The 18,511-nt window shown below is 35.7% G+C and carries 18 protein-coding genes, 1 pseudogene and 1 riboswitch; of the genes and pseudogenes, 8 read left to right on the plus strand and 11 right to left on the minus strand.

Going from position 1 to position 18,511, the window contains the following annotated elements; all coding sequences use genetic code 11:
• Nucleotides 1–39: 39 nt before the first annotated feature.
• On the minus strand, nucleotides 40–1,239 hold the full coding sequence (gene metK / locus AC3WVA_RS05355) for a methionine adenosyltransferase (protein WP_048529514.1): 1,200 nt from the start codon (nucleotides 1,237–1,239) through the stop codon (nucleotides 40–42).
• 169 nt (nucleotides 1,240–1,408) lie between these two features.
• Nucleotides 1,409–1,530: riboswitch (SAM riboswitch) on the minus strand.
• Nucleotides 1,531–1,758: 228 nt separating this feature from the next.
• Here metK and pckA point away from each other — a divergent pair.
• A complete protein-coding gene (gene pckA, locus AC3WVA_RS05360) occupies nucleotides 1,759–3,345 on the plus strand; it encodes a phosphoenolpyruvate carboxykinase (ATP) (RefSeq protein WP_048529517.1) in 1,587 nt (528 codons plus the stop codon).
• A 270-nt stretch (nucleotides 3,346–3,615) separates the two neighbouring features.
• Nucleotides 3,616–3,813, plus strand: coding sequence for a hypothetical protein (locus tag AC3WVA_RS05365; protein ID WP_098346806.1), 198 nt, complete (start codon nucleotides 3,616–3,618; stop codon nucleotides 3,811–3,813).
• A 265-nt stretch (nucleotides 3,814–4,078) separates the two neighbouring features.
• Here AC3WVA_RS05365 and AC3WVA_RS05370 read toward each other — a convergent pair whose 3' ends face one another.
• Nucleotides 4,079–4,462: an ATP synthase subunit I gene (locus AC3WVA_RS05370; protein ID WP_048529521.1), complete on the minus strand. Its 384-nt coding sequence runs from the start codon at nucleotides 4,460–4,462 to the stop codon at nucleotides 4,079–4,081.
• Nucleotides 4,463–4,740: 278 nt separating this feature from the next.
• On the opposite strand from AC3WVA_RS05370, the gene AC3WVA_RS05375 reads away from it, so the two are divergent.
• Nucleotides 4,741–4,962 (plus strand): hypothetical protein, encoded by a 222-nt coding sequence (locus AC3WVA_RS05375; RefSeq protein WP_000639042.1) that lies wholly within the window; start codon nucleotides 4,741–4,743, stop codon nucleotides 4,960–4,962.
• 28 nt (nucleotides 4,963–4,990) lie between these two features.
• On the opposite strand, the gene AC3WVA_RS05380 is transcribed toward AC3WVA_RS05375, so the two are convergent.
• From AC3WVA_RS05380 to AC3WVA_RS05395, 4 genes are all read right to left on the minus strand, one after another.
• Entirely contained in the window at nucleotides 4,991–5,896 is a 906-nt protein-coding gene (locus AC3WVA_RS05380) for a DMT family transporter (RefSeq protein WP_098346805.1), read from the minus strand.
• Between the two features lie 216 nt (nucleotides 5,897–6,112).
• Nucleotides 6,113–6,436, minus strand: a complete 324-nt coding sequence (locus AC3WVA_RS05385; RefSeq protein WP_048529524.1) for an iron-sulfur cluster biosynthesis family protein — start codon at nucleotides 6,434–6,436, stop codon at nucleotides 6,113–6,115.
• 151 nt (nucleotides 6,437–6,587) lie between these two features.
• On the minus strand, nucleotides 6,588–7,808 hold the full coding sequence (locus tag AC3WVA_RS05390) for an ATP-binding protein (protein WP_098346804.1): 1,221 nt from the start codon (nucleotides 7,806–7,808) through the stop codon (nucleotides 6,588–6,590).
• Nucleotides 7,805–9,058: an ATP-binding protein gene (locus AC3WVA_RS05395; RefSeq protein ID WP_098346803.1), complete on the minus strand. Its 1,254-nt coding sequence runs from the start codon at nucleotides 9,056–9,058 to the stop codon at nucleotides 7,805–7,807. Before AC3WVA_RS05395 ends, AC3WVA_RS05390 begins: the two co-directional genes overlap by 4 nt.
• A 388-nt stretch (nucleotides 9,059–9,446) precedes the next feature.
• Here AC3WVA_RS05395 and AC3WVA_RS05400 point away from each other — a divergent pair, with 388 nt between their 5' ends.
• Nucleotides 9,447–10,256, plus strand: coding sequence for an alpha/beta fold hydrolase (locus tag AC3WVA_RS05400; RefSeq protein WP_048529531.1), 810 nt, complete (start codon nucleotides 9,447–9,449; stop codon nucleotides 10,254–10,256).
• Nucleotides 10,257–10,457: 201 nt separating this feature from the next.
• Here the strand turns inward: AC3WVA_RS05400 and AC3WVA_RS05405 are convergent, their stop codons facing one another.
• From AC3WVA_RS05405 to AC3WVA_RS05415, 3 genes are all read right to left on the minus strand, one after another.
• Nucleotides 10,458–12,602, minus strand: a complete 2,145-nt coding sequence (locus tag AC3WVA_RS05405) for an LTA synthase family protein (protein WP_128975638.1) — start codon at nucleotides 12,600–12,602, stop codon at nucleotides 10,458–10,460.
• A gap of 272 nt (nucleotides 12,603–12,874) precedes the next feature.
• Nucleotides 12,875–13,105, minus strand: coding sequence for a hypothetical protein (locus AC3WVA_RS05410; protein WP_048529536.1), 231 nt, complete (start codon nucleotides 13,103–13,105; stop codon nucleotides 12,875–12,877).
• A gap of 11 nt (nucleotides 13,106–13,116) precedes the next feature.
• Complete coding sequence (locus tag AC3WVA_RS05415) at nucleotides 13,117–13,413, minus strand: DUF3986 family protein (RefSeq protein ID WP_048529538.1); 297 nt, start codon at nucleotides 13,411–13,413, stop codon at nucleotides 13,117–13,119.
• Between the two features lie 120 nt (nucleotides 13,414–13,533).
• Here AC3WVA_RS05415 and AC3WVA_RS05420 point away from each other — a divergent pair, with 120 nt between their 5' ends.
• From AC3WVA_RS05420 to AC3WVA_RS05430, 3 genes are read left to right on the plus strand one after another with little or no spacing between them, the layout of a single operon-like run.
• On the plus strand, nucleotides 13,534–14,541 hold the full coding sequence (locus AC3WVA_RS05420) for an ABC transporter substrate-binding protein (RefSeq protein ID WP_141539485.1): 1,008 nt from the start codon (nucleotides 13,534–13,536) through the stop codon (nucleotides 14,539–14,541).
• Between the two features lie 11 nt (nucleotides 14,542–14,552).
• A complete protein-coding gene (locus AC3WVA_RS05425) occupies nucleotides 14,553–15,317 on the plus strand; it encodes an ABC transporter ATP-binding protein (RefSeq protein ID WP_098346801.1) in 765 nt (254 codons plus the stop codon).
• The gene (locus tag AC3WVA_RS05430; RefSeq protein WP_098346800.1) at nucleotides 15,310–16,116 is read left to right on the plus strand and encodes an ABC transporter permease; all 807 of its coding nucleotides are present in this window, start codon (nucleotides 15,310–15,312) and stop codon (nucleotides 16,114–16,116) included. Before AC3WVA_RS05425 ends, AC3WVA_RS05430 begins: the two co-directional genes overlap by 8 nt.
• A gap of 33 nt (nucleotides 16,117–16,149) precedes the next feature.
• Here AC3WVA_RS05430 and AC3WVA_RS05435 read toward each other — a convergent pair whose 3' ends face one another.
• Both AC3WVA_RS05435 and AC3WVA_RS05440 read right to left on the minus strand, forming a co-directional pair.
• A complete protein-coding gene (locus AC3WVA_RS05435) occupies nucleotides 16,150–16,377 on the minus strand; it encodes a hypothetical protein (protein ID WP_000849119.1) in 228 nt (75 codons plus the stop codon).
• A gap of 216 nt (nucleotides 16,378–16,593) precedes the next feature.
• Nucleotides 16,594–17,709, minus strand: coding sequence for a zinc metalloprotease (locus tag AC3WVA_RS05440; RefSeq protein ID WP_492321817.1), 1,116 nt, complete (start codon nucleotides 17,707–17,709; stop codon nucleotides 16,594–16,596).
• Nucleotides 17,710–17,802: 93 nt separating this feature from the next.
• Between AC3WVA_RS05440 and AC3WVA_RS05445 the strand changes: the two are divergent.
• Nucleotides 17,803–18,477 (plus strand): annotated as a pseudogene (locus tag AC3WVA_RS05445) (HAD family hydrolase).
• Nucleotides 18,478–18,511: the final 34 nt, after the last annotated feature.

The following is an 18,511-nucleotide window of genomic DNA, read 5'->3' on the forward strand; positions in this document are numbered from 1 at the left end:
AAAGCTTTGCGCTCACGGCGCAAAGCTTTTTTTCATATATTATAGACCAGCTTGCTCTTTTAAAGCTGCAGCTTTGTCTGTACGTTCCCATGTTAGATCTACATCAGTACGTCCGAAGTGGCCGTAAGCTGCTGTTTGTTTGTAAATTGGGCGACGTAAGTCTAGCATTTTAATAATACCAGCTGGGCGAAGATCGAAGTTGTTACGAACTAGTTCTACTAATACGTCTTCAGATACTTTACCAGTGCCGAATGTATCAACTGAAATTGATACTGGTTGTGCTACACCGATTGCGTATGCAAGTTGTACTTCTGCTTTTTCAGCAAGACCAGCTGCTACGATGTTTTTCGCAACATAACGAGCTGCATATGCTGCAGAACGGTCAACTTTCGTTGCATCTTTACCAGAGAATGCACCGCCACCATGGCGAGCGTATCCACCGTAAGTATCAACGATGATTTTACGTCCTGTTAAACCAGCATCACCTTGTGGTCCACCAATTACGAAGCGGCCAGTTGGGTTAATGAAGAATTTCGTTTCTCCATCCATTAATTCTGCTGGAACGACAGCTTTAATTACATGCTCTTTTAAATCGCGATCGATTTCTTCCCATGTAACATCTGGATGATGCTGTGTAGAAATTACGATTGTATCTACACGTACAGGTTTACCATTTTCATCATACTCAACTGTAACTTGCGTTTTTCCATCCGGACGTAGGTATGATAATGTATCATCTTTACGTACTTCAGTTAAACGGCGAGCTAATTTGTGAGCAAGCGAGATTGGAAGTGGCATTAATTCTTGTGTCTCATTACATGCAAAACCAAACATTAAACCTTGGTCTCCTGCACCAATTGCCTCAATCTCAGCGTCAGTCATTTGACCTTCGCGTGCTTCTAGCGCTTGGTCAACACCCATAGCGATGTCAGCAGATTGCTCATCGATAGATGTTAAAACTGCACAAGTTTCTGCATCGAATCCGTATTTTGCGCGTGTGTAACCAATGCCTTGAATTGTTTCACGAACGATTTTTGGAATATCTACGTAAGTAGAAGTCGTAATTTCCCCCGCTACCAATACTAAACCAGTTGTTACAGTTGTTTCACAAGCTACACGTGCATTTGCGTCTTTTGATAAGATCGCATCTAAAATTGAATCAGAAATTTGGTCACAAATTTTATCTGGATGTCCTTCAGTTACAGACTCAGATGTGAACAGATGACGTTTTTTTGTCATGTGGTAAACCTCCCTACAGTAATTGTATATATTGTACGGAACTCATCCTTAATTTGCCACAAATTGCGACATACATTTATTCTCCCACACAAGCATACAGAAAAACCTTTCCCACTTTACATAGAGGAAAGGTTTAATTTGCTACTTGCATACTGCTTTTTGCCCTTCGCTCTTATCGTTCGAGACCTGTAGCCTCGCACAGGTTTTAGCACCTATTCACCTGTATTTACCACTACAAGTGAGGTTGCTGGGCTTCATCGGGCCTGTCCCTCCGCCAGCTCGGGATAAGAGAGTATCCGTCCCAACCTATACTAAAGAAATGATATTCATTTGTCAATTAATATTCACATTTTCTTGAAAGTTTTTCTCAATAAGCCTGGAATGAAATATTAATAAGGAAATAATGCATTCACACAAACAAAAAGAAATAAATAGTATACATTATTTATATAATTGTGTTATACTCTTGTTGGGGATTACGAGAAATATTTCATTAAATGAAAAGGATGGTATATAAATATGAGTACTGTGAATGTCCAAATTGGTTTACACGAATTATTGAACGGAAGCAATGCACAGATTCAACTAAGTGTTCCGCAATTAGTGGAAAAAGTATTAATGCGAAATGAAGGGAAATTAACTTCTACTGGTGCCGTTTCTGCTTCAACAGGAAAATATACAGGACGTTCTCCTAAAGATAAATTTATTGTGAAAGAAGCATCGGTTGCTGACAAAATTGCTTGGGGAGCAGTGAATCAACCGATTTCTGAAGAACATTTTAATAAATTATATACTAAAGTTTTAGAATACTTAAAAGAAAAAGAAGAGTTATTCGTCTTCAAAGGATTCGCAGGCGCTGACCGCAATTACCGCCTACCAATTCAAGTTATTAACGAATATGCATGGCACAATCTATTTGTACATCAATTATTCATTCGTCCAACTGAAGAAGAATTAACGACTCATGAATCAGAGTTCACAATTGTTTCTGCACCGAACTTCAAAGCTGATCCAGCTGTTGACGGTACAAACTCTGAAGCATTCATTATGGTTTCATTCGAAAAACGTATCGTACTAATTGGTGGTACAGAATACGCTGGAGAAATGAAAAAATCAATCTTCTCTATTATGAACTTCTTATTACCTGAACAAGATATCCTTTCTATGCATTGCTCTGCAAACGTAGGTGAAGAAGGCGACGTAGCACTATTCTTCGGTTTATCTGGAACGGGTAAAACAACATTATCTGCTGATCCAAACCGTAAATTAATCGGTGATGATGAGCATGGTTGGTCTGATAACGGTGTATTCAATATTGAAGGCGGTTGCTATGCAAAATGTGTAAACCTTTCTCACGAGAAAGAACCACAAATTTTCGATGCAATCAAATTTGGATCTGTTTTAGAAAACGTTATCATTAATAACCAAACGCGTATCGCAGACTATAACGATACTACTTTAACAGAAAATACTCGTGCTGCATACCCTATGCATGCAATCGACAATATCGTACTGCCAAGTGTTGCTGGACACCCGAATACAATCATTTTCTTAACTGCTGATGCATCTGGCGTATTGCCTCCAATCAGTAAGTTATCAAAAGAACAAGCTATGTATCATTTCTTAAGTGGTTACACTAGTAAACTAGCAGGAACAGAGCGCGGTGTTACATCTCCGCAAGCAACATTCTCAACTTGCTTCGGTTCACCATTCTTACCTCTTGATGCATCTCGCTATGCTGAAATGCTTGGTGAAAAAATCGAGAAACACGATGCGAAAGTATTCTTAGTAAACACTGGCTGGACTGGTGGCGAATACGGCATTGGTAAACGTATGAACTTAGGCTACACTCGTGCAATGATTCAAGCAGCATTAAGCGGCGAACTTGCAAAAACTGAAACAGCTAAACATGACATCTTCGGTCTTGAAGTTCCACTTCACGTACCAGGTGTACCTGACGAAGTGTTAATGCCTGAACAAACTTGGGCTGATAAAGCTGCTTACAAAGCAAAAGCAATCGAACTTGCGAACGAGTTCAAAGCGAACTTCAAAAAGTTCGACAGCGTTTCTGAAGACATTATTAACTTAGGCGGTCCAATCGCTTAAGTACAAACTTTCTGTTGGAATAACCCTTACTCATATGAATAAGTGTCGTGTAACCGTAAAGTTTCGCGTACTCACCGACAAAACCCAATGCGGCTTTACGTTTACACACACTTACATAAAAAAGAAGCTTACGTTTTTGCGTAAGCTTCTTTCTATATGTTATCTATTCATCTGTGACTTAGTTCATTAAATCGCAGAAAATTCTTTTTATAATCATTTATTTTTAGCTTTTTATGATACAATTTACATATACAGGAAAGGAGGAGACTTATGAAAAATTTTTCTCGTACAGGAAAAATTTTATTCAGCTATGGAGCAATTCAATTAGTTTGGGGACTTGTAATGCTTAACGTTAATTTATTTCAGCATACAAGTGAAACGATAAAATACATTATTCTAATTACCGGAATAACTTTTTGTATTATATCCAACTTTTTTAAAGAACATAAGGGTCATACTAATACGTGATTTCATGTTAACTTATCGGAAGCAGCAACCTATATTTTATGCAAAGTTACGCTTCCTGTTGTACTATTCATCACTGAATCCCTTATCCTAGAGTAAATCCATTTTCACACAGACAAATTATGGCTTCGAGCATATAAAGTATATCCCTACTCACTACATCTATCTGGTTTCACACCGCATGTGGCTAAAAAAGGCTCTGACCGCTTCTATCCGTGGCTGGATCATCTATTCCATCTAAAAAGAAATCTTTTATCTTTTTCTCTTTTTAGCTCTTCGTTAATTCTTTTTCATCCTTCATACTATAGTAGCCTAAATTAACAACAATTAAAAAATAACCGCCCATAATCCCTACTGCAAATGCCCACATAACCATATGGTGCTCAATTTCGTACATAATAATAGCACCCAAAATAGCAGCGGCAAAACGGTTAAACATACCGAGCGTCGGTGCTTTCGTTTTCTTTACGATACTATCCCCAAGCTTCTCAATTCGTCTTCCTAAAAGCCAAACACAATACATACTTACGATAAGTCCAATTCCTGCACCTAGAAAATGTGCTGAAAACGGCGTTACCATCCATCCTAGTACAAGAAAACCTAGTAAATAATACGATTGAATTTTAAATGACCTTAATGACATACTAATCATGCTGTACCTCTCTTCGTTAGTTCTGATCTATCCAACAAAATTTTCTTTCAAATCCATATTCCTTAAACCCATTTCACCCAAATTAAAAACAACATAAACAGTACGTTTATGTTGTTTAAATATTTTTAGAAAATAATATTATACAAGATTTCAAACATCATATTCTCATAATTTGTGACGTTTTTTCAAACATTTTTCGTCCATTTATGAAAAAAATGATATCAATCTATGAACATACGGATATGATGTAATAAGCACACAATTAAAGGGGGCATCTAATGATTTATTTTTTAATGGCTCTCATTCACCTTATTATCCCTGCACTTATTGGACTTTCATTGTATTGGTACACGAAAAATCATAGTATTTTCTACGCTGTCCTCGGTGTTCTTCTTCCAGGTATTATTCTTATCACACTCTTCCGTATTCCATTTTTAAACTTAATTCCACTTATTACTGCTATCTTATTTCTCATCTTCTTACCAAAAATAAAAAAATAGGAAAGCAGATCATAGGTGATCTGTTTTCCTATTTTGATATAGGTTCCTCCGCAATAGAATGCACTTTTATTTTCTCCGATTTCACAAACCATAGACCAAAGAAAATAATAATTCCACCGATTATTTGTTGAAACGATACATATTCATTTGCCCATACAGCTGCAAATAAGACAGCTACAAGCGGTGTTATATACATATATACCATCGTATGTGATGCACCAATTTTTTGAACACCAACATACCACATAACTAAACCAAATACTGTTACAAAGAAAATGGAATATAGTAAGGCGAATAGTGTCATTCCGTGTGTAATGTGAAATGGCATCATAAATACATATGGTCCACTTAACAATAAAAGCGGAATCGCGCCAACTAATGCTGACCATGCGGTAACACGTAGTGCTGAATATTTTTTAATTAATGGACTTGCTAAAACAGGATAAAGTCCCCAGCATATTGATGTAATGAGTCCGATCCCATTCCCGTAAAACGAACTAGCAAGTGAATGTCCTGCTACTAAAACTAACGCTGCACCGCCAAAGGCAATGATAGATCCGATGAACTTCCGAGAAGAAAACTTTTCTTGTTTCAAGAAAATCGCAAATACAGTTGTAAAAATAGGTGAAATAGAAATGAGTAAAGAGGCATTTGTAGCAGATGTATATTTGACAGTTTCCATAAATAATGTTTGATACAGTACAATACCTACAACGCTAACGATGATTAATCTAGGTATATCCTTTCGCTCCATGTAAACCGACTTTTCAATAAAAAAGGTAAGGAGTAACATAAGCGGTGCCGCCGATATCATCCGAATTGCAGTAAACTCAATTGCTGTAAATTCTAAAAGTCCATATTTGGCAATCGTAAAATTAATCCCCCAAATAATAACGACACTTAAAATTAATAACTCCATCCCCCATTTTCTCACGCGTATCCCCTCCGCAAATAAAATTATACAGAAAATTCAATCATATGTACATTTCATTATGTGAAAAAATCTTTGTATTGTCTGGAGAGGTGTGCGTTGTTTGGTACATGAAACTATATCAGCGATTTTTCGAATATATCAGCGCAATCCGAATTATATCGACTTATCAACAAAAAAGGTGGTTCCAAAATATATTATGGAACCACCTTTCCTCACTTACACTCGAACATGTAACTTCATATTTGGATTATAAAATTGACTTGGACTCTTCAGCTGAAAAGTTCCTCCACCTTCATGCCAATCAACTGTTAACTTATCATCCATAAATACAAGCTTTGTGCGATCTGCGATAAAGTTCATTACGCTAGATTCGATATCCACATCGCGCTCATCTTTTTCTACTACAGCTACTAAATCGATAATTCCGCTCATTACACAACCGCAGCCTTCATTATCGTAAAATAACTTTATATATTTCGCTTCATTTGGAATCGTATCCATAATCTTTTTATATGCTGCTTCTGTTACAGTAACGTACATACGTTAATCTTCATCCTCTCTTCTCGTATCCTTCATATATTGTACCACTATTTTTCTAATCACTGATCTATAACCTACACTTAAAACAATTCATTCCACAAAAAAGAGAGATCACTCTCAAATAAGTGATCTCCTTTTTTAAAATGTTTTTTCATGATATCGGCAATATAACCTTCACCGTCGTTCCAACCCCAACTTCACTTTCAAAACTCATTTTACCGTTGTGATCTTTAATAATTTTTTCTGTAACTACTAAACCTAAACCTGTTCCCGTTTCTTTTGTTGTGTAAAAGGCTTCATTTAGCTTTGGAATTTTGTCTTTTGGAATGCCGCAACCCTCATCCTTAACTTGAATAATGATTGCATCTTCTACAGTCACTTTAATCGTAATCGTTCCACCAACTGACATTGCTTCAATCGCATTTTTAATTAAATTAAAAAATACTTGTTTTAATCGTTTTTCATCACATGTAATCGATGGTATGTCTTTACTATAAATACCTTGTATATGCACGCCTTGATTTAAAGCAGGCTTTCCCATAACTCGAATAACATAAGCGATAATTTCTTCTATATTATGAATTTCTGATTCTGGTGATTTAGATTTCTCAAATCCACTAAGTTCTGTAGCGATTGTATGAATCCGTTCTACTTCTTGTTTCATAATATCGCTATATATTTTATCCTCTGGGTATTTATTCGCTTGCTTATTCACAAATTTATCTAAATTAGCTAGAGGTTTTCTAATTTTGTAACCAATAACTGTAGCCATTTTCCCAACAGTTGCTAGCTTTTCTGTTTGTTGTATTTCTTTATCCATCATCTCAAGCGTGCGAATGTAAGATTGAAACCTTAAAAACATAATCCAACATATAATAGTAAATACGCTATATAATGCCATCGGGATTAAAACGAGTGACGAGTGAATAATGATTCCTATAAGAGCATATTTCCCAACAAGTATGCTCGGAACTAACCAAAAATACCTTTTGTTCACAAAGAGTGGGGCAAATAAAATAAAAAATCCTTCTACTATATTCCCACCATCAAACTCAGCATCACTACCGTAGTAAATCATAAAATTATGGATGAAATCTAATAGGTTATATCCAATTAGAATAATATATTTCACTGCAAATGGATTCTTCCATTTTATGAAGTATACTCCAATACAAAACAAAATCACCATTAGAAAATAAAGCCATAAACCTAAACCATCTTCAAATTGTCCTACTCCTTCTTGCTCTCCTCCTATTAAAGGTACAATAAATTCGTAGGCAAGATCGTATACAAAAAATATAATGAAAAATAAACTTAAAAATATTTTCAGTGCCTTCATTTCTTCATTCTTAAATATATCGTCTTTATTCATATGGTAACTCCTAGCTTTTCTCCCACTTGTATTTCATTATTTCCACACTTTTTTGGAAGAATAATATCTATTCTCGTTCCCTTATCTCTTTCACTTAAAATATGTAACTTACCACGGTGTTCGTTAACAATTCGATCCGCTACCGTAAGTCCCAGGCCAATTTTATCTTGTTTCGTTGTATAAAAGGCCTCTTTAACACGAGCTAAATTTTCTTTCTTAATGCCGTAACCATTATCAATTACACTTAGCATTACATAATCTCGTCCTTTATTTTCTAACCGTAGCTCTAATGTGCCTCCTTGCTCCATTGCCTCCAGAGCATTTTTTATGACATATAGAAAGACTCCTCTTATTTTCCGCTCATCACATTCAACTTCTATCGTCTTTTCTTCCACATTAGAAATAAACTGGAAGCTAGATTCATTCATTTTTTCGCGAACAATTGTTACTGCTTGTAATGCAATTTCGCCTATATTATGTTTCTTATAAACAGTAGGTTTACATGTAGCAACTTCCATTAACTCACTTATCATATTATTCATATTTTCTATTTCAAAAATCATCTGTTTATAAATAGGGTCCTTCCCATGCTTCTCTCGTTGTAATTGCGTAAATCCTTTTAATGAAGCAAGTGGATTTTTAATTTCATGTCCCACTGTCGCTGCCATTTTTCCGATTACTGCTAATTTTTGTGATTCACTAGCGATCTTAATACTTTCCTTTACCGCTGAAAGGTATTGCATAAATCGATTTAAAATAATATATGCCGCTATTAATACGAGTGTATACATAATGAGAAACATAAATCCTTTTACTTCCTTTAATACAAATAAATAAATAACATATTTCCCTACAATAGTCGAAAGTACAAACACAAAATATTTTCTATTTAAAAATATAGGTACAAAGAAGATGAAAATAATTTCTATTATATTTACTCCATCAAATGCCGCCTCATTATAAAGCATATACGAAAGTATATTAACGATTTCTATTCCTATGTATGCAAATACACATGTATATTTAACAAGGTTCGCTTTCTCTTTTTTTATTAAATATACATTCACACCGAGTATTGCAGTCCCGCAAATAACTTGCCATAGTATGCTATGTCCCTTATCCGTTAGCGATTTATTCTCTAGTACGGTTGCGTAGAAAATTTGGTATGAAACAACAATGACATAGAGCACCCATAAGAAAATTTTTGCATTCCTTTCTTCTTCTTTATATGATAAAAAACTTCCTTTCACTTCAACACCCCTTCAAAATAATATTTCGAAGAATACCATTTATTATAATAAATGATTTTCATAGACAAACAAAGATAAATCGAACATTTGAGGGAAATCATTCCAAAAGCAAAGTATCTTCAGACTATATATAAGCATAAAAGCTATAAACAATAATAGTTATATTATTGGTACAAAAAAATAAAGTGAAACTTTAATCAGTGGGGGTTTTGTTCATCCCCCACTGATTATTAGTTGAACCAATCGGGCTTTTACGGGCAGTTGATCCCCCACCTAACTTCTTTGCTTTAGCTGAATTTTGAGGTGGGGGTCTTACTGCCCGTTAAATGCGGGATAAAAAAGCACAACAACGCTTTTTGGAAAGAGCGTATGAATAGGAGGATCATTTATGTTTGTTACCGTCGAGAAAGATGTGCATATTTTTGTGCAAGACGTTAATCCTGGCCCCGGTAGTAAAACTGTTTTCTTCGTCCATGGCTGGCCTTTAAATCATCAAATGTACCAATACCAACTCAATGTGTTACCACAGCACGGTTTCCGCTGCATCGCTATGGATATACGTGGGAACGGGCAATCTGATAAACCGTGGACTGGCTACACATACGATCGTTTAGCAGACGATATCGCCATTGTTCTAGAGGCACTTCAAGTCGAAAATGCTACATTAGTCGGGTTTTCAGTAGGTGGTGCTCTTTCTATTCGGTACATGTCTCGCTATAATGGTCATCGTATTTCTAAACTTGTATTAGTCGATGCCGTTTCCCCCTCTTTCGTTAAAAATGAAGAATCTCCCTACGGTGTCCCAAAAGAACAAGCAGATGCCCTTATTAATCAAATGTATGCCAATATGCCTAAATTTTTAAATGATGTATCTTTATCATTTTTCAATAGAAATTTAGGGTCTGCTACGCTAGAATGGTTTTCTTACCTCGGTATGCAGTCTGCTTCCTACGCTCTCATCAAAATATTGCAAGCAGCAGCAAATGAAGACGTAACGAAAGATTTAAGTAAAATTAACGTCCCAACAAAAATATTTCACGGTATTCACGATCAGCTTATCCCATACAAAAGCGCTGAACTCACACAAAAGCGGATTAAACATTCTCAGTTACACCCTCTTACAAATAGTGGTCACGGCTCTCCAATCGATCAAGCGGATGAATTAAATGAAGAACTTATAAAGTTTTTAAATTCGTAAAAAATTTATGCTAAATCGTGTAATAGGAATGCAGTTTTCAAAAAACAAAATTCACATATTTCTCACAAATCACTCAATAAAACGATTACATTTTCATTTATACTAAATGTACAGGTAATACTCCCTAACCCCAGCTTGTCTGGTTACCCCGTTAAATACTAAAAAAAGAACTTGTATCTTTATACAAGTTCTTTTTGTTTTCTATTTAAACAGTATATCTTTACTATACTGTTTTCCAGCAAGTAAATCATATTGGATCATTTTATATTGCTCTAACATTTCTTTTTGTTCTTTCGTTAAATCTGTTATCTCTTCTCCATCTTTATTAACCTTTAACTCATCTCGAAGAACAGGTATTTCTTTATGCATTTTTGATAAAAATTGATAAAATGGTGATTGATTTAATCCTGCATAATCAAAAACAAGACTAGAAAAATAAATTGGACTTACTAAACCCAAATTGTCATTTGGCAAATCGTAATTCGCATACATTAACAATGGTGTTTCTGACATAATTAATCTTTCTCTTACCGTCTCTTCATTTTCTATATATCCTGCTTCTTTATAAATAGATTTATTAGTACCTAACAGAGGTAAATGATCTCCAAAGAAGACTACTAAAGTAGGCCTGTCTAAATCGTTAAGCTGCTCGATTAAATATTGCAACGCTTCATCAGACAGTCTTACACCTTCTGTATATGCTTCTAATTCTGCCTTTGATTCCTCTTCTGTTAATCCACTAATTTCTACTTTATTTTCTCCAAACATATTTGGCGTATATGGAAAATGATTTTGCATCGTCACTGCATGAATAAACGTAGGCTGTTTTCTCTTCTTTAATTCATCTAAGATTTCTTTACTCATAGATAAATCACTAATATTCTCTCCAACTGTTTCTGTATTTTTCATCGTGTCTTCTGCATTAAAATTATCAAATCCCAATGTTTTATATACATCGTCCCGTTTATAAAATGATCGATTGAAAGCATGAATTGCACTTGTATAATACCCTTGCTTTTTCAATTCACTTGCAATAGATGGAACTTCTTTCTGACTTGGGATAGCTTGTTGATATGGTATAGAACCAGGCATTAAGAGACTCATCGAGTAACTCGTTAATGCTTCAAATTCTGTATTCGCTGTATTCCCTCCAAATGTAGGAGATATCGTTTGTCCCCCTGGGAAATCCTCTGTATAATGGTGTAAATTCGGCACTGGATCTTCGCTAAATGAGAGATTCGTTAATTTTGTCGGATCCCAGAATGCTTCGCTCATAATAAATATAATGTTCGGCTTCTCTGCTTTTTTTTGTACTTTTACTTTACCGCCATATTTCTTCTCTATATCCTTTGCAATCTGCTGCGTTTTTTCCTTTGAATATTCCTCTGGCTCTTTGATGACTGTCGTATCTAAGTTACTTAAAAATCCTATAACAAAACCATTTGCATTATAATTTCCAACTTGATTCCACGGCCGAATATCTACCCCGCCTCTTTGAAAAACATTATTCATAAAGGTATTAGGATAGTTGCTATACGCATACAACATAAATGCAGAGCCACAGATTAAAATAATCCTCATAATAATATGAGATTTTATAACTGGAATATACCTTCTTATATACATGAATACAAATATACACAGAACGATACCTACTATTACAAGAAACATATTCCAAAAGGTAAAGGAGTCCATAACCATCGGTATAACGGAATCCATATGACCAATCTGAGTGAAATCAGACGGATAGAATGGATCTCCTCTAAACATAATTTTAAAATGATTCACTAGAACAAAAATAAGTAAGATTATACTTGTTAGCGTTGTACTCAAGAAAATTCTGCCAAGCAAATTATAAGCAAAAACGTATACAAGATAAATAAATAACAGACTTAATATATACTGTCCATTTTGTAAATACACCCACGTATTTACTAGTAGAAGGCTCATATCCTCCTGTATCATGATATACATCCAACTCATTGTATGAGCAATTAAAAATAATACGACATAAACTCGAATAGCCGGCCTAAGCTTATGACCAATACCTTTATTTAAATGAATGGTGTACAGTAGTACCCCCCACAAAATGATAATGAGTATACTTAGCTGTATTGTTCCATTGAAAAATTCTTTCGTTCTCTCAAATTCGAAAGACCTTAACATAACAAAGAATAGCGTTTCTAAACAGATCGCCCACATTCCACTAAGAATGATAGAAATTAATAGATTATTTCTCGGTTGCTGAGCCGAAAAACTAAAATGAAATTCATCTCTTCTTCGTCGCTGTGTAAAAACATTAAAACGCAATTTATTCCCTCTTTCCTTTACCCCTTCGTCTCGCATCCACAAACATATTGTCTTATACAAAATACCATATTTGTATGCAGCTAGTCTCCCTATGTGCTTGTAATATACACATGTATCCTTAATTTCCCCTTAAAAATACAGTGAAACTTTAATTAGCTAGGGCCGTTCAGGATTGAACTGGATAAAACTTCTTCGCTCTATATTCTAATAGCATAAATGAACTATGCTTCACAAAACTATTACCATAAGAAAAGAACCTACCAACACTGATAGGTTCTCCTTCATTTTAACAGACATGATTATATTTATTATAGAAGAGGATACATCCATACTTTCCATATAATACATACAAATACGATAACTACAAAATCAAAAAGGTCTAATCTCGGGCCCTTTTTCATATTCATCTCTAGCCACATATGAATCCATTTTTTCTTTGTATATTTTTGGATGTTTTTCTTTGCAAATCGGTAAACGAGTACTTGCATAATAAAAAATCCGACTACGAAAATACACAATAAAATGAGAAAATCGACCACAAAATTCCTCCCTATTTTTGCAGTGATTTTTCTACTATTTGATTCCTCAAAACCCACTCTTCAAACTGAGCACTTCCAAATTCCCAGCTAAGATCACGGGCATGTACAGAAAAAACGTAATGACCAGCATATTCGTCCATAAATCTACCTGTCTCGATCTCACCTTTCTGAAGACCATATGCTCCAAAATTAAAATACACATCCCATACGTCTTCATTCTTCCTTTTATAAGCAATCGATTCCATATCGCATTCTGCTCCGAAATAATCAAGATGTAAATGTACGCTATCATCATATTCGTACTCCATTTTATCACCCCTTATATTTGTACTTCTTTATCATCCAAAAAATTCCTGCTATCTACACTCACATATGGGCACTTACCTACATATCATGCTTGTAGAGTGACTTCTAGGAGGTGTTATATAGTGAAAAAATTAATAGCTGTTTTTTGTATCATGTTACTAGCTGTTTTCACATTTGCTGCTTGCAGTAGTAAAAAAGAAGGTACGAAAGAACAAACGCAAAACATTCGCATCGGCGAAGTTACCCATTCTCTCTTCTATGCTCCGTTATATGTTGGGATTGAAAAAGGATTTTTTAAAGAGGAAGGGTTAAATATTGACCTACAAACAACAGCCGGCGGAGATAAAACGATGACCGCCCTATTATCTGGTGGCATTGATATTGCTCTCGTCGGTTCAGAAACGTCCATTTACGTTCATCAACAAGGTGCTAAAGACCCTGTCATTAACTTCGCACAACTTACACAAACAGATGGAACCTTTTTAGTTTCGCGTAAAAAATTAGACTCTTTTAATTGGAATGATGTAAAAGATGTTACGTTTTTAGGACAGCGTAAAGGCGGCATGCCGCAAATGGTTGGAGAATACGTTTTAAAGAAAAATGGTATTGATCCGCATAAAGACACGAACTTAATCCAAAACATCGAATTTGCTAACATTGCAAATGCCTTTGCATCTGGTACAGGAGAATTTGTACAGCTCTTTGAACCGACTGCAAGTATATTTGAAAAAGAAGGAAAAGGTTATATTGTCGCTTCGTTCGGAAATGAATCTGGTACTGTTCCTTATACAACGTTCATGGCAAAAGAAAGTTTCTTAAAGAAAGATAAAAATGCTGCTGAAAAGTTCACGCGTGCTCTCTATAAAGCGCAGCAATGGGTTGATACACATAGCCCAGAAGAGATTGCTGATGCCGTTTCCCCTTTATTTAAAGACACCTCAAAGGATATTACAGTAAAGGTAATTGAACGTTATAAAAAGCAACATTCTTATGCGACAAATCCGCTATTAGATGCTGAAGAATGGAAACAGCTCCAAACGATTATGAAAGACGCTGGCGAATTACAAAAAGAAGTTCCACATGAAGCGCTCGTCAATACAAAAATTGCCGAAAGCGTTATTAAGAAATAGAGGCGAAGTGTATGAGCTTTTTACAAATACGTAACGTTTCTCACTGCTTTTTCGCAAAAGAGAATGCCAAACTGATTCTCGAAGATATGAGCTTACAAGTGGAAGAAGGCGAATTTATTTCTATACTCGGTCCAAGTGGTTGCGGCAAAACGACACTCCTCTCCATTATTGCTGGGCTACTTGATCCAATTGAAGGTATCGTCTTTTTAGATGGTGAGCCCATTACAACGAAAACTTCATCTATGGGGTACATGTTGCAGCAAGATTACTTGTTCCCTTGGAAAACAATTGAAGAAAATATTATGCTTGGACTTCACATCCGAAAAATTTACAATGAACAGACGAAAGAACATACTTTAAAACTTTTAAAGCAAGTCGGTCTACATGATGTAGAAGAGCAATACCCTCGTGAACTGTCCGGCGGTATGCGTCAACGCGCCGCTCTCGTTCGAACATTAGCGACCGATCCGAAAATTTTATTGCTAGATGAGCCATTCTCGGCGCTCGATTATCAAACGAAATTGAAACTAGAAGATCTCGTTTTCAGCTTACTACGCAAATATAAGAAAACGTCACTACTCGTGACACATGATATCGAAGAAGCCATTGCGATGAGTGATCGTATTTATTTACTACAAGCGAACCCTGGGAAAATTGCAAAAACATTTATCGTCCCAGAAAGCATCCGCTCCTTATCACCGTTAGAATCACGCCATCACCATGACTTCCCATCCCTCTTCCAAGATATATGGAAGGAGCTGGAGCGACTTGGATAATATAAAGCAACTGCATGAACAGTTTCGGAAGAAAGAACGCAAGCGCGCATGGTTAGCTCGATCACTACAGCTTTTACTGCTCATTCTTTTCTTTGCACTATGGGAAATAGCTAGCAAAAAAGAGTGGATTGATCCATTACTCTTTAGCTCTCCTTCAAGCATTTGGGATCTCTTCCTTAGTAAATGGCTTGACGGTTCCCTTTGGGTCCACATATGGACGACATTACTTGAAACGGGAGTAGGCTTCATTCTTGGAACAGTGCTCGGCGCTATTATCGCTACTTTCCTTTGGTGGATACCGCTTCTCGCCCGCGTACTCGATCCCTATCTCGTAGTCCTAAACGCCATGCCAAAAGTGGCACTTGGTCCGATTATCATTGTAATCTTCGGTCCAAATATTTCTTCGTCGATTGCAATGGGCGTAATCATTTCCATCATCATTACCATTCTCGTTATTTACAGCGCATTTCAAGAAGTCGATTCTAACTATATAAAAGTGATGGACACATTTGGCGCAAATAAATGGCAATGTTATAAGCAAGTCATACTCCCAGCATCCTTCCCAGCAATTATTTCAACGTTAAAAGTGAACGTTGGATTATCATGGGTCGGTGTTATATTCGGCGAACTTCTCGTCTCTAAACAAGGTCTTGGTTACTTAATTAGCTACGGATTCCAAGTGTTTAATTTCACGCTCGTATTACTGAGCGTACTACTCACGTGCGTCCTCGCAACACTTATGTATGTGTTTGTTGAGGCATTTGAAAAACTTCTAATTGGAAAACGAAAAAAAAGCTGACTTAGAGCGATAGACTATAGTCAGCTTTTTTCTTTACCTTTTATCACACATCTTTGTTTCATTTGTAACGTTGCCATTCGCAACGGTAACTGTATGGAAACAATCTTTCACACGTACTGTAACGACATTTTCTTTTCGATCTATTACATGATAATCATCATACTTTTTATTTAATGCACTACGAATTTGCTCTCCTTCAAAAATCGGAAAACCGTGAGACATTACCCAAATGAGACCAGCAACCGCAAGAATCGTTTTCATACGTTTCATTACCTCCTCGAGAGTAAACTTATAGTCCCTACAATATGCGCATTATAATTGTGTCTAATTTGTGACATTTTTATACTAATTCTCTTTTAAAACTTCAGTTCCTTCTTCTTTTTTAGAAAAAAAGACAGAATTTTCAATTTTATAAACATAAAAAACGCAAAGAATTAAAATTCTTTACGTTTTCTTAGCTACAATATATCACTCACATTATTGTCCACTTTGCTGTTCTGTCGTTTTCGAAACATCATATAATCCTGCCAACACTTCCGCTCTCATTTTTACAAGCTCAGGGAATTGATAGAAAAAGGCAATTTTTTTATACTTTAACTCCGATCCTTCTTTCACCTTTTTTGAATCTTGCAAAATAAATGCTGTAAATGTATCTGCAATATCTTCTGCTACATTTGTCGTTCCATACTGTGATACAAACTCATCATGTTTTTCTTTAAAAAATTCAATTTGCGTTGCTTCACTTTCTTCTACTTTCTTTTCTGTCCACTCCTGCTCAATAGGCTTCCAGAAAGAATTATAAAATTGATTAATATAAGAGTTTTCCTTCGCACATCCCTCTTGTAAGAAAAGATTGCCGCATTTATTTCGGTACGTCAAAATATCTTTATCCTCTTCAAAATCCTTTACATAGTTTTCATCTACTGGTATTTGCTTATGCCCGAGCGTTAATACGTGAGCCGTCTCATGAATTAATGTTTTCATCACTTCATCGATATTTACCGCAGAATCAAGCGTATCTAAGCTAAGAGTCCAATCTTTCTGATTCTCTATACTAGGCATAACGTGAGCAACAACACCGTCATAACCATCCGTTATTAAATCAAATTCTGTTATATTCCCGCGATATTTAGCTGGAATAAGCGTGCGATACATATCCCATAAATCTTCATGATACCCTCTATCTTGACGTTGTTGTAGCACCTCTTCTTTCGCTTCTTTATCTTCAGCAAATACTTTATTTAAACGTTTCCGTTCTATTTTTTCAAAATAAGGATCTACAATTTCATCACCATCAATATAATAAGAAGCTAAAAAGAAATAATTTTCATCATCATCTTCTTTTTTCTGCTCTGCCTCTTTCATATCCGCACTTTCATGCTCTTCTATTTCATAATCTTCTACTGCTTCAAGCTCAGATAATCCATCTATTTTTTTATATACTTTTTGAAGTTTCTTATCTCCTATTTCCACACATTCTTCGTCCGTTTTACACACTTCTTTTTCTTTCACACTCTTCATAGAACTTTCGCATCCTGCTAGTAAGCCGATTGCAACGATAACCCCTACTAACTTGCCATACAGTCTCTTCATACACTCCTCCATCATTCCATTCTACAAAAATATAATAATCTCTTTTTAACGAATATGCGATAATTAATTATAAAAATTGCAAGGAGGTTACCCATGATTCGAGCAGTCCTATTCGACTTAGATGGAACACTATTAGATCGGCGCCAATCTCTAGAACAATTTATTCATGATCAATATAATCGCTTTCCCTCTCACTTAATGAGCATAGAAAAATCAGAGTATTGTTCTCGGTTTCTTGAACTCGATAATAATGGCTATACATGGAAAGATAAAGTATATGCTACTCTCCTTTACGAATACAACATTACTACTTTAACGCCAGAGCAACTACTGCACGACTACATTACTAACTTTCAACATCATTGTATTCCTTTCCAAAACATGCATGAACTACTTCAACAGTTAACACAGCGAAATATTAAAATTGGTATTATAACAAACGGCTTTACTGACTTTCAAATGAACAATCTTCGTGCACTAAACATACATACGTATACAAATACAATTCTCGTTTCAGAAGCGGAAGGAATAAAAAAACCACATCCTGAAATTTTCGAACGAGCTTTAAAATAGCTAGATGTGAAGGCAGAAGAATGTCTTTACGTTGGGGATCACCCTGAAAATGATGTACTGGGTTCTGAACAAGTAGGGATTCTTGGTGTTTGGAAAAGAGATTCATTTTGGGGTGATTTTGAGCATTCGCGTGTGGTGGATGATTTGTTGGAGGTGCTTTCGTTTTTAGAGATAGAGACAAAAACAAGACAATAGTAAAAGGAGGCTTCGTTTCCCGGACGCCTCCTCT

It is taken from the genome of Bacillus sp. EB106-04-02-XG92 (assembly GCF_058791995.1).

Coding starts and splice junctions, on each gene's coding strand:
- metK (WP_048529514.1), bottom strand. CDS start 1,239: ATGACAAAAAAACGTCATCTGTTCACATCTGAGTCTGTAACTGAAGGA.
- pckA (WP_048529517.1), top strand. CDS start 1,759: ATGAGTACTGTGAATGTCCAAATTGGTTTACACGAATTATTGAACGGA.
- AC3WVA_RS05365 (WP_098346806.1), top strand. CDS start 3,616: ATGAAAAATTTTTCTCGTACAGGAAAAATTTTATTCAGCTATGGAGCA.
- AC3WVA_RS05370 (WP_048529521.1), bottom strand. CDS start 4,462: ATGATTAGTATGTCATTAAGGTCATTTAAAATTCAATCGTATTATTTA.
- AC3WVA_RS05375 (WP_000639042.1), top strand. CDS start 4,741: ATGATTTATTTTTTAATGGCTCTCATTCACCTTATTATCCCTGCACTT.
- AC3WVA_RS05385 (WP_048529524.1), bottom strand. CDS start 6,436: ATGTACGTTACTGTAACAGAAGCAGCATATAAAAAGATTATGGATACG.
- AC3WVA_RS05390 (WP_098346804.1), bottom strand. CDS start 7,808: ATGAATAAAGACGATATATTTAAGAATGAAGAAATGAAGGCACTGAAA.
- AC3WVA_RS05400 (WP_048529531.1), top strand. CDS start 9,447: ATGTTTGTTACCGTCGAGAAAGATGTGCATATTTTTGTGCAAGACGTT.
- AC3WVA_RS05405 (WP_128975638.1), bottom strand. CDS start 12,602: ATGCGAGACGAAGGGGTAAAGGAAAGAGGGAATAAATTGCGTTTTAAT.
- AC3WVA_RS05415 (WP_048529538.1), bottom strand. CDS start 13,413: ATGGAGTACGAATATGATGATAGCGTACATTTACATCTTGATTATTTC.
- AC3WVA_RS05425 (WP_098346801.1), top strand. CDS start 14,553: ATGAGCTTTTTACAAATACGTAACGTTTCTCACTGCTTTTTCGCAAAA.
- AC3WVA_RS05435 (WP_000849119.1), bottom strand. CDS start 16,377: ATGAAAACGATTCTTGCGGTTGCTGGTCTCATTTGGGTAATGTCTCAC.
- AC3WVA_RS05440 (WP_492321817.1), bottom strand. CDS start 17,709: ATGAAGAGACTGTATGGCAAGTTAGTAGGGGTTATCGTTGCAATCGGC.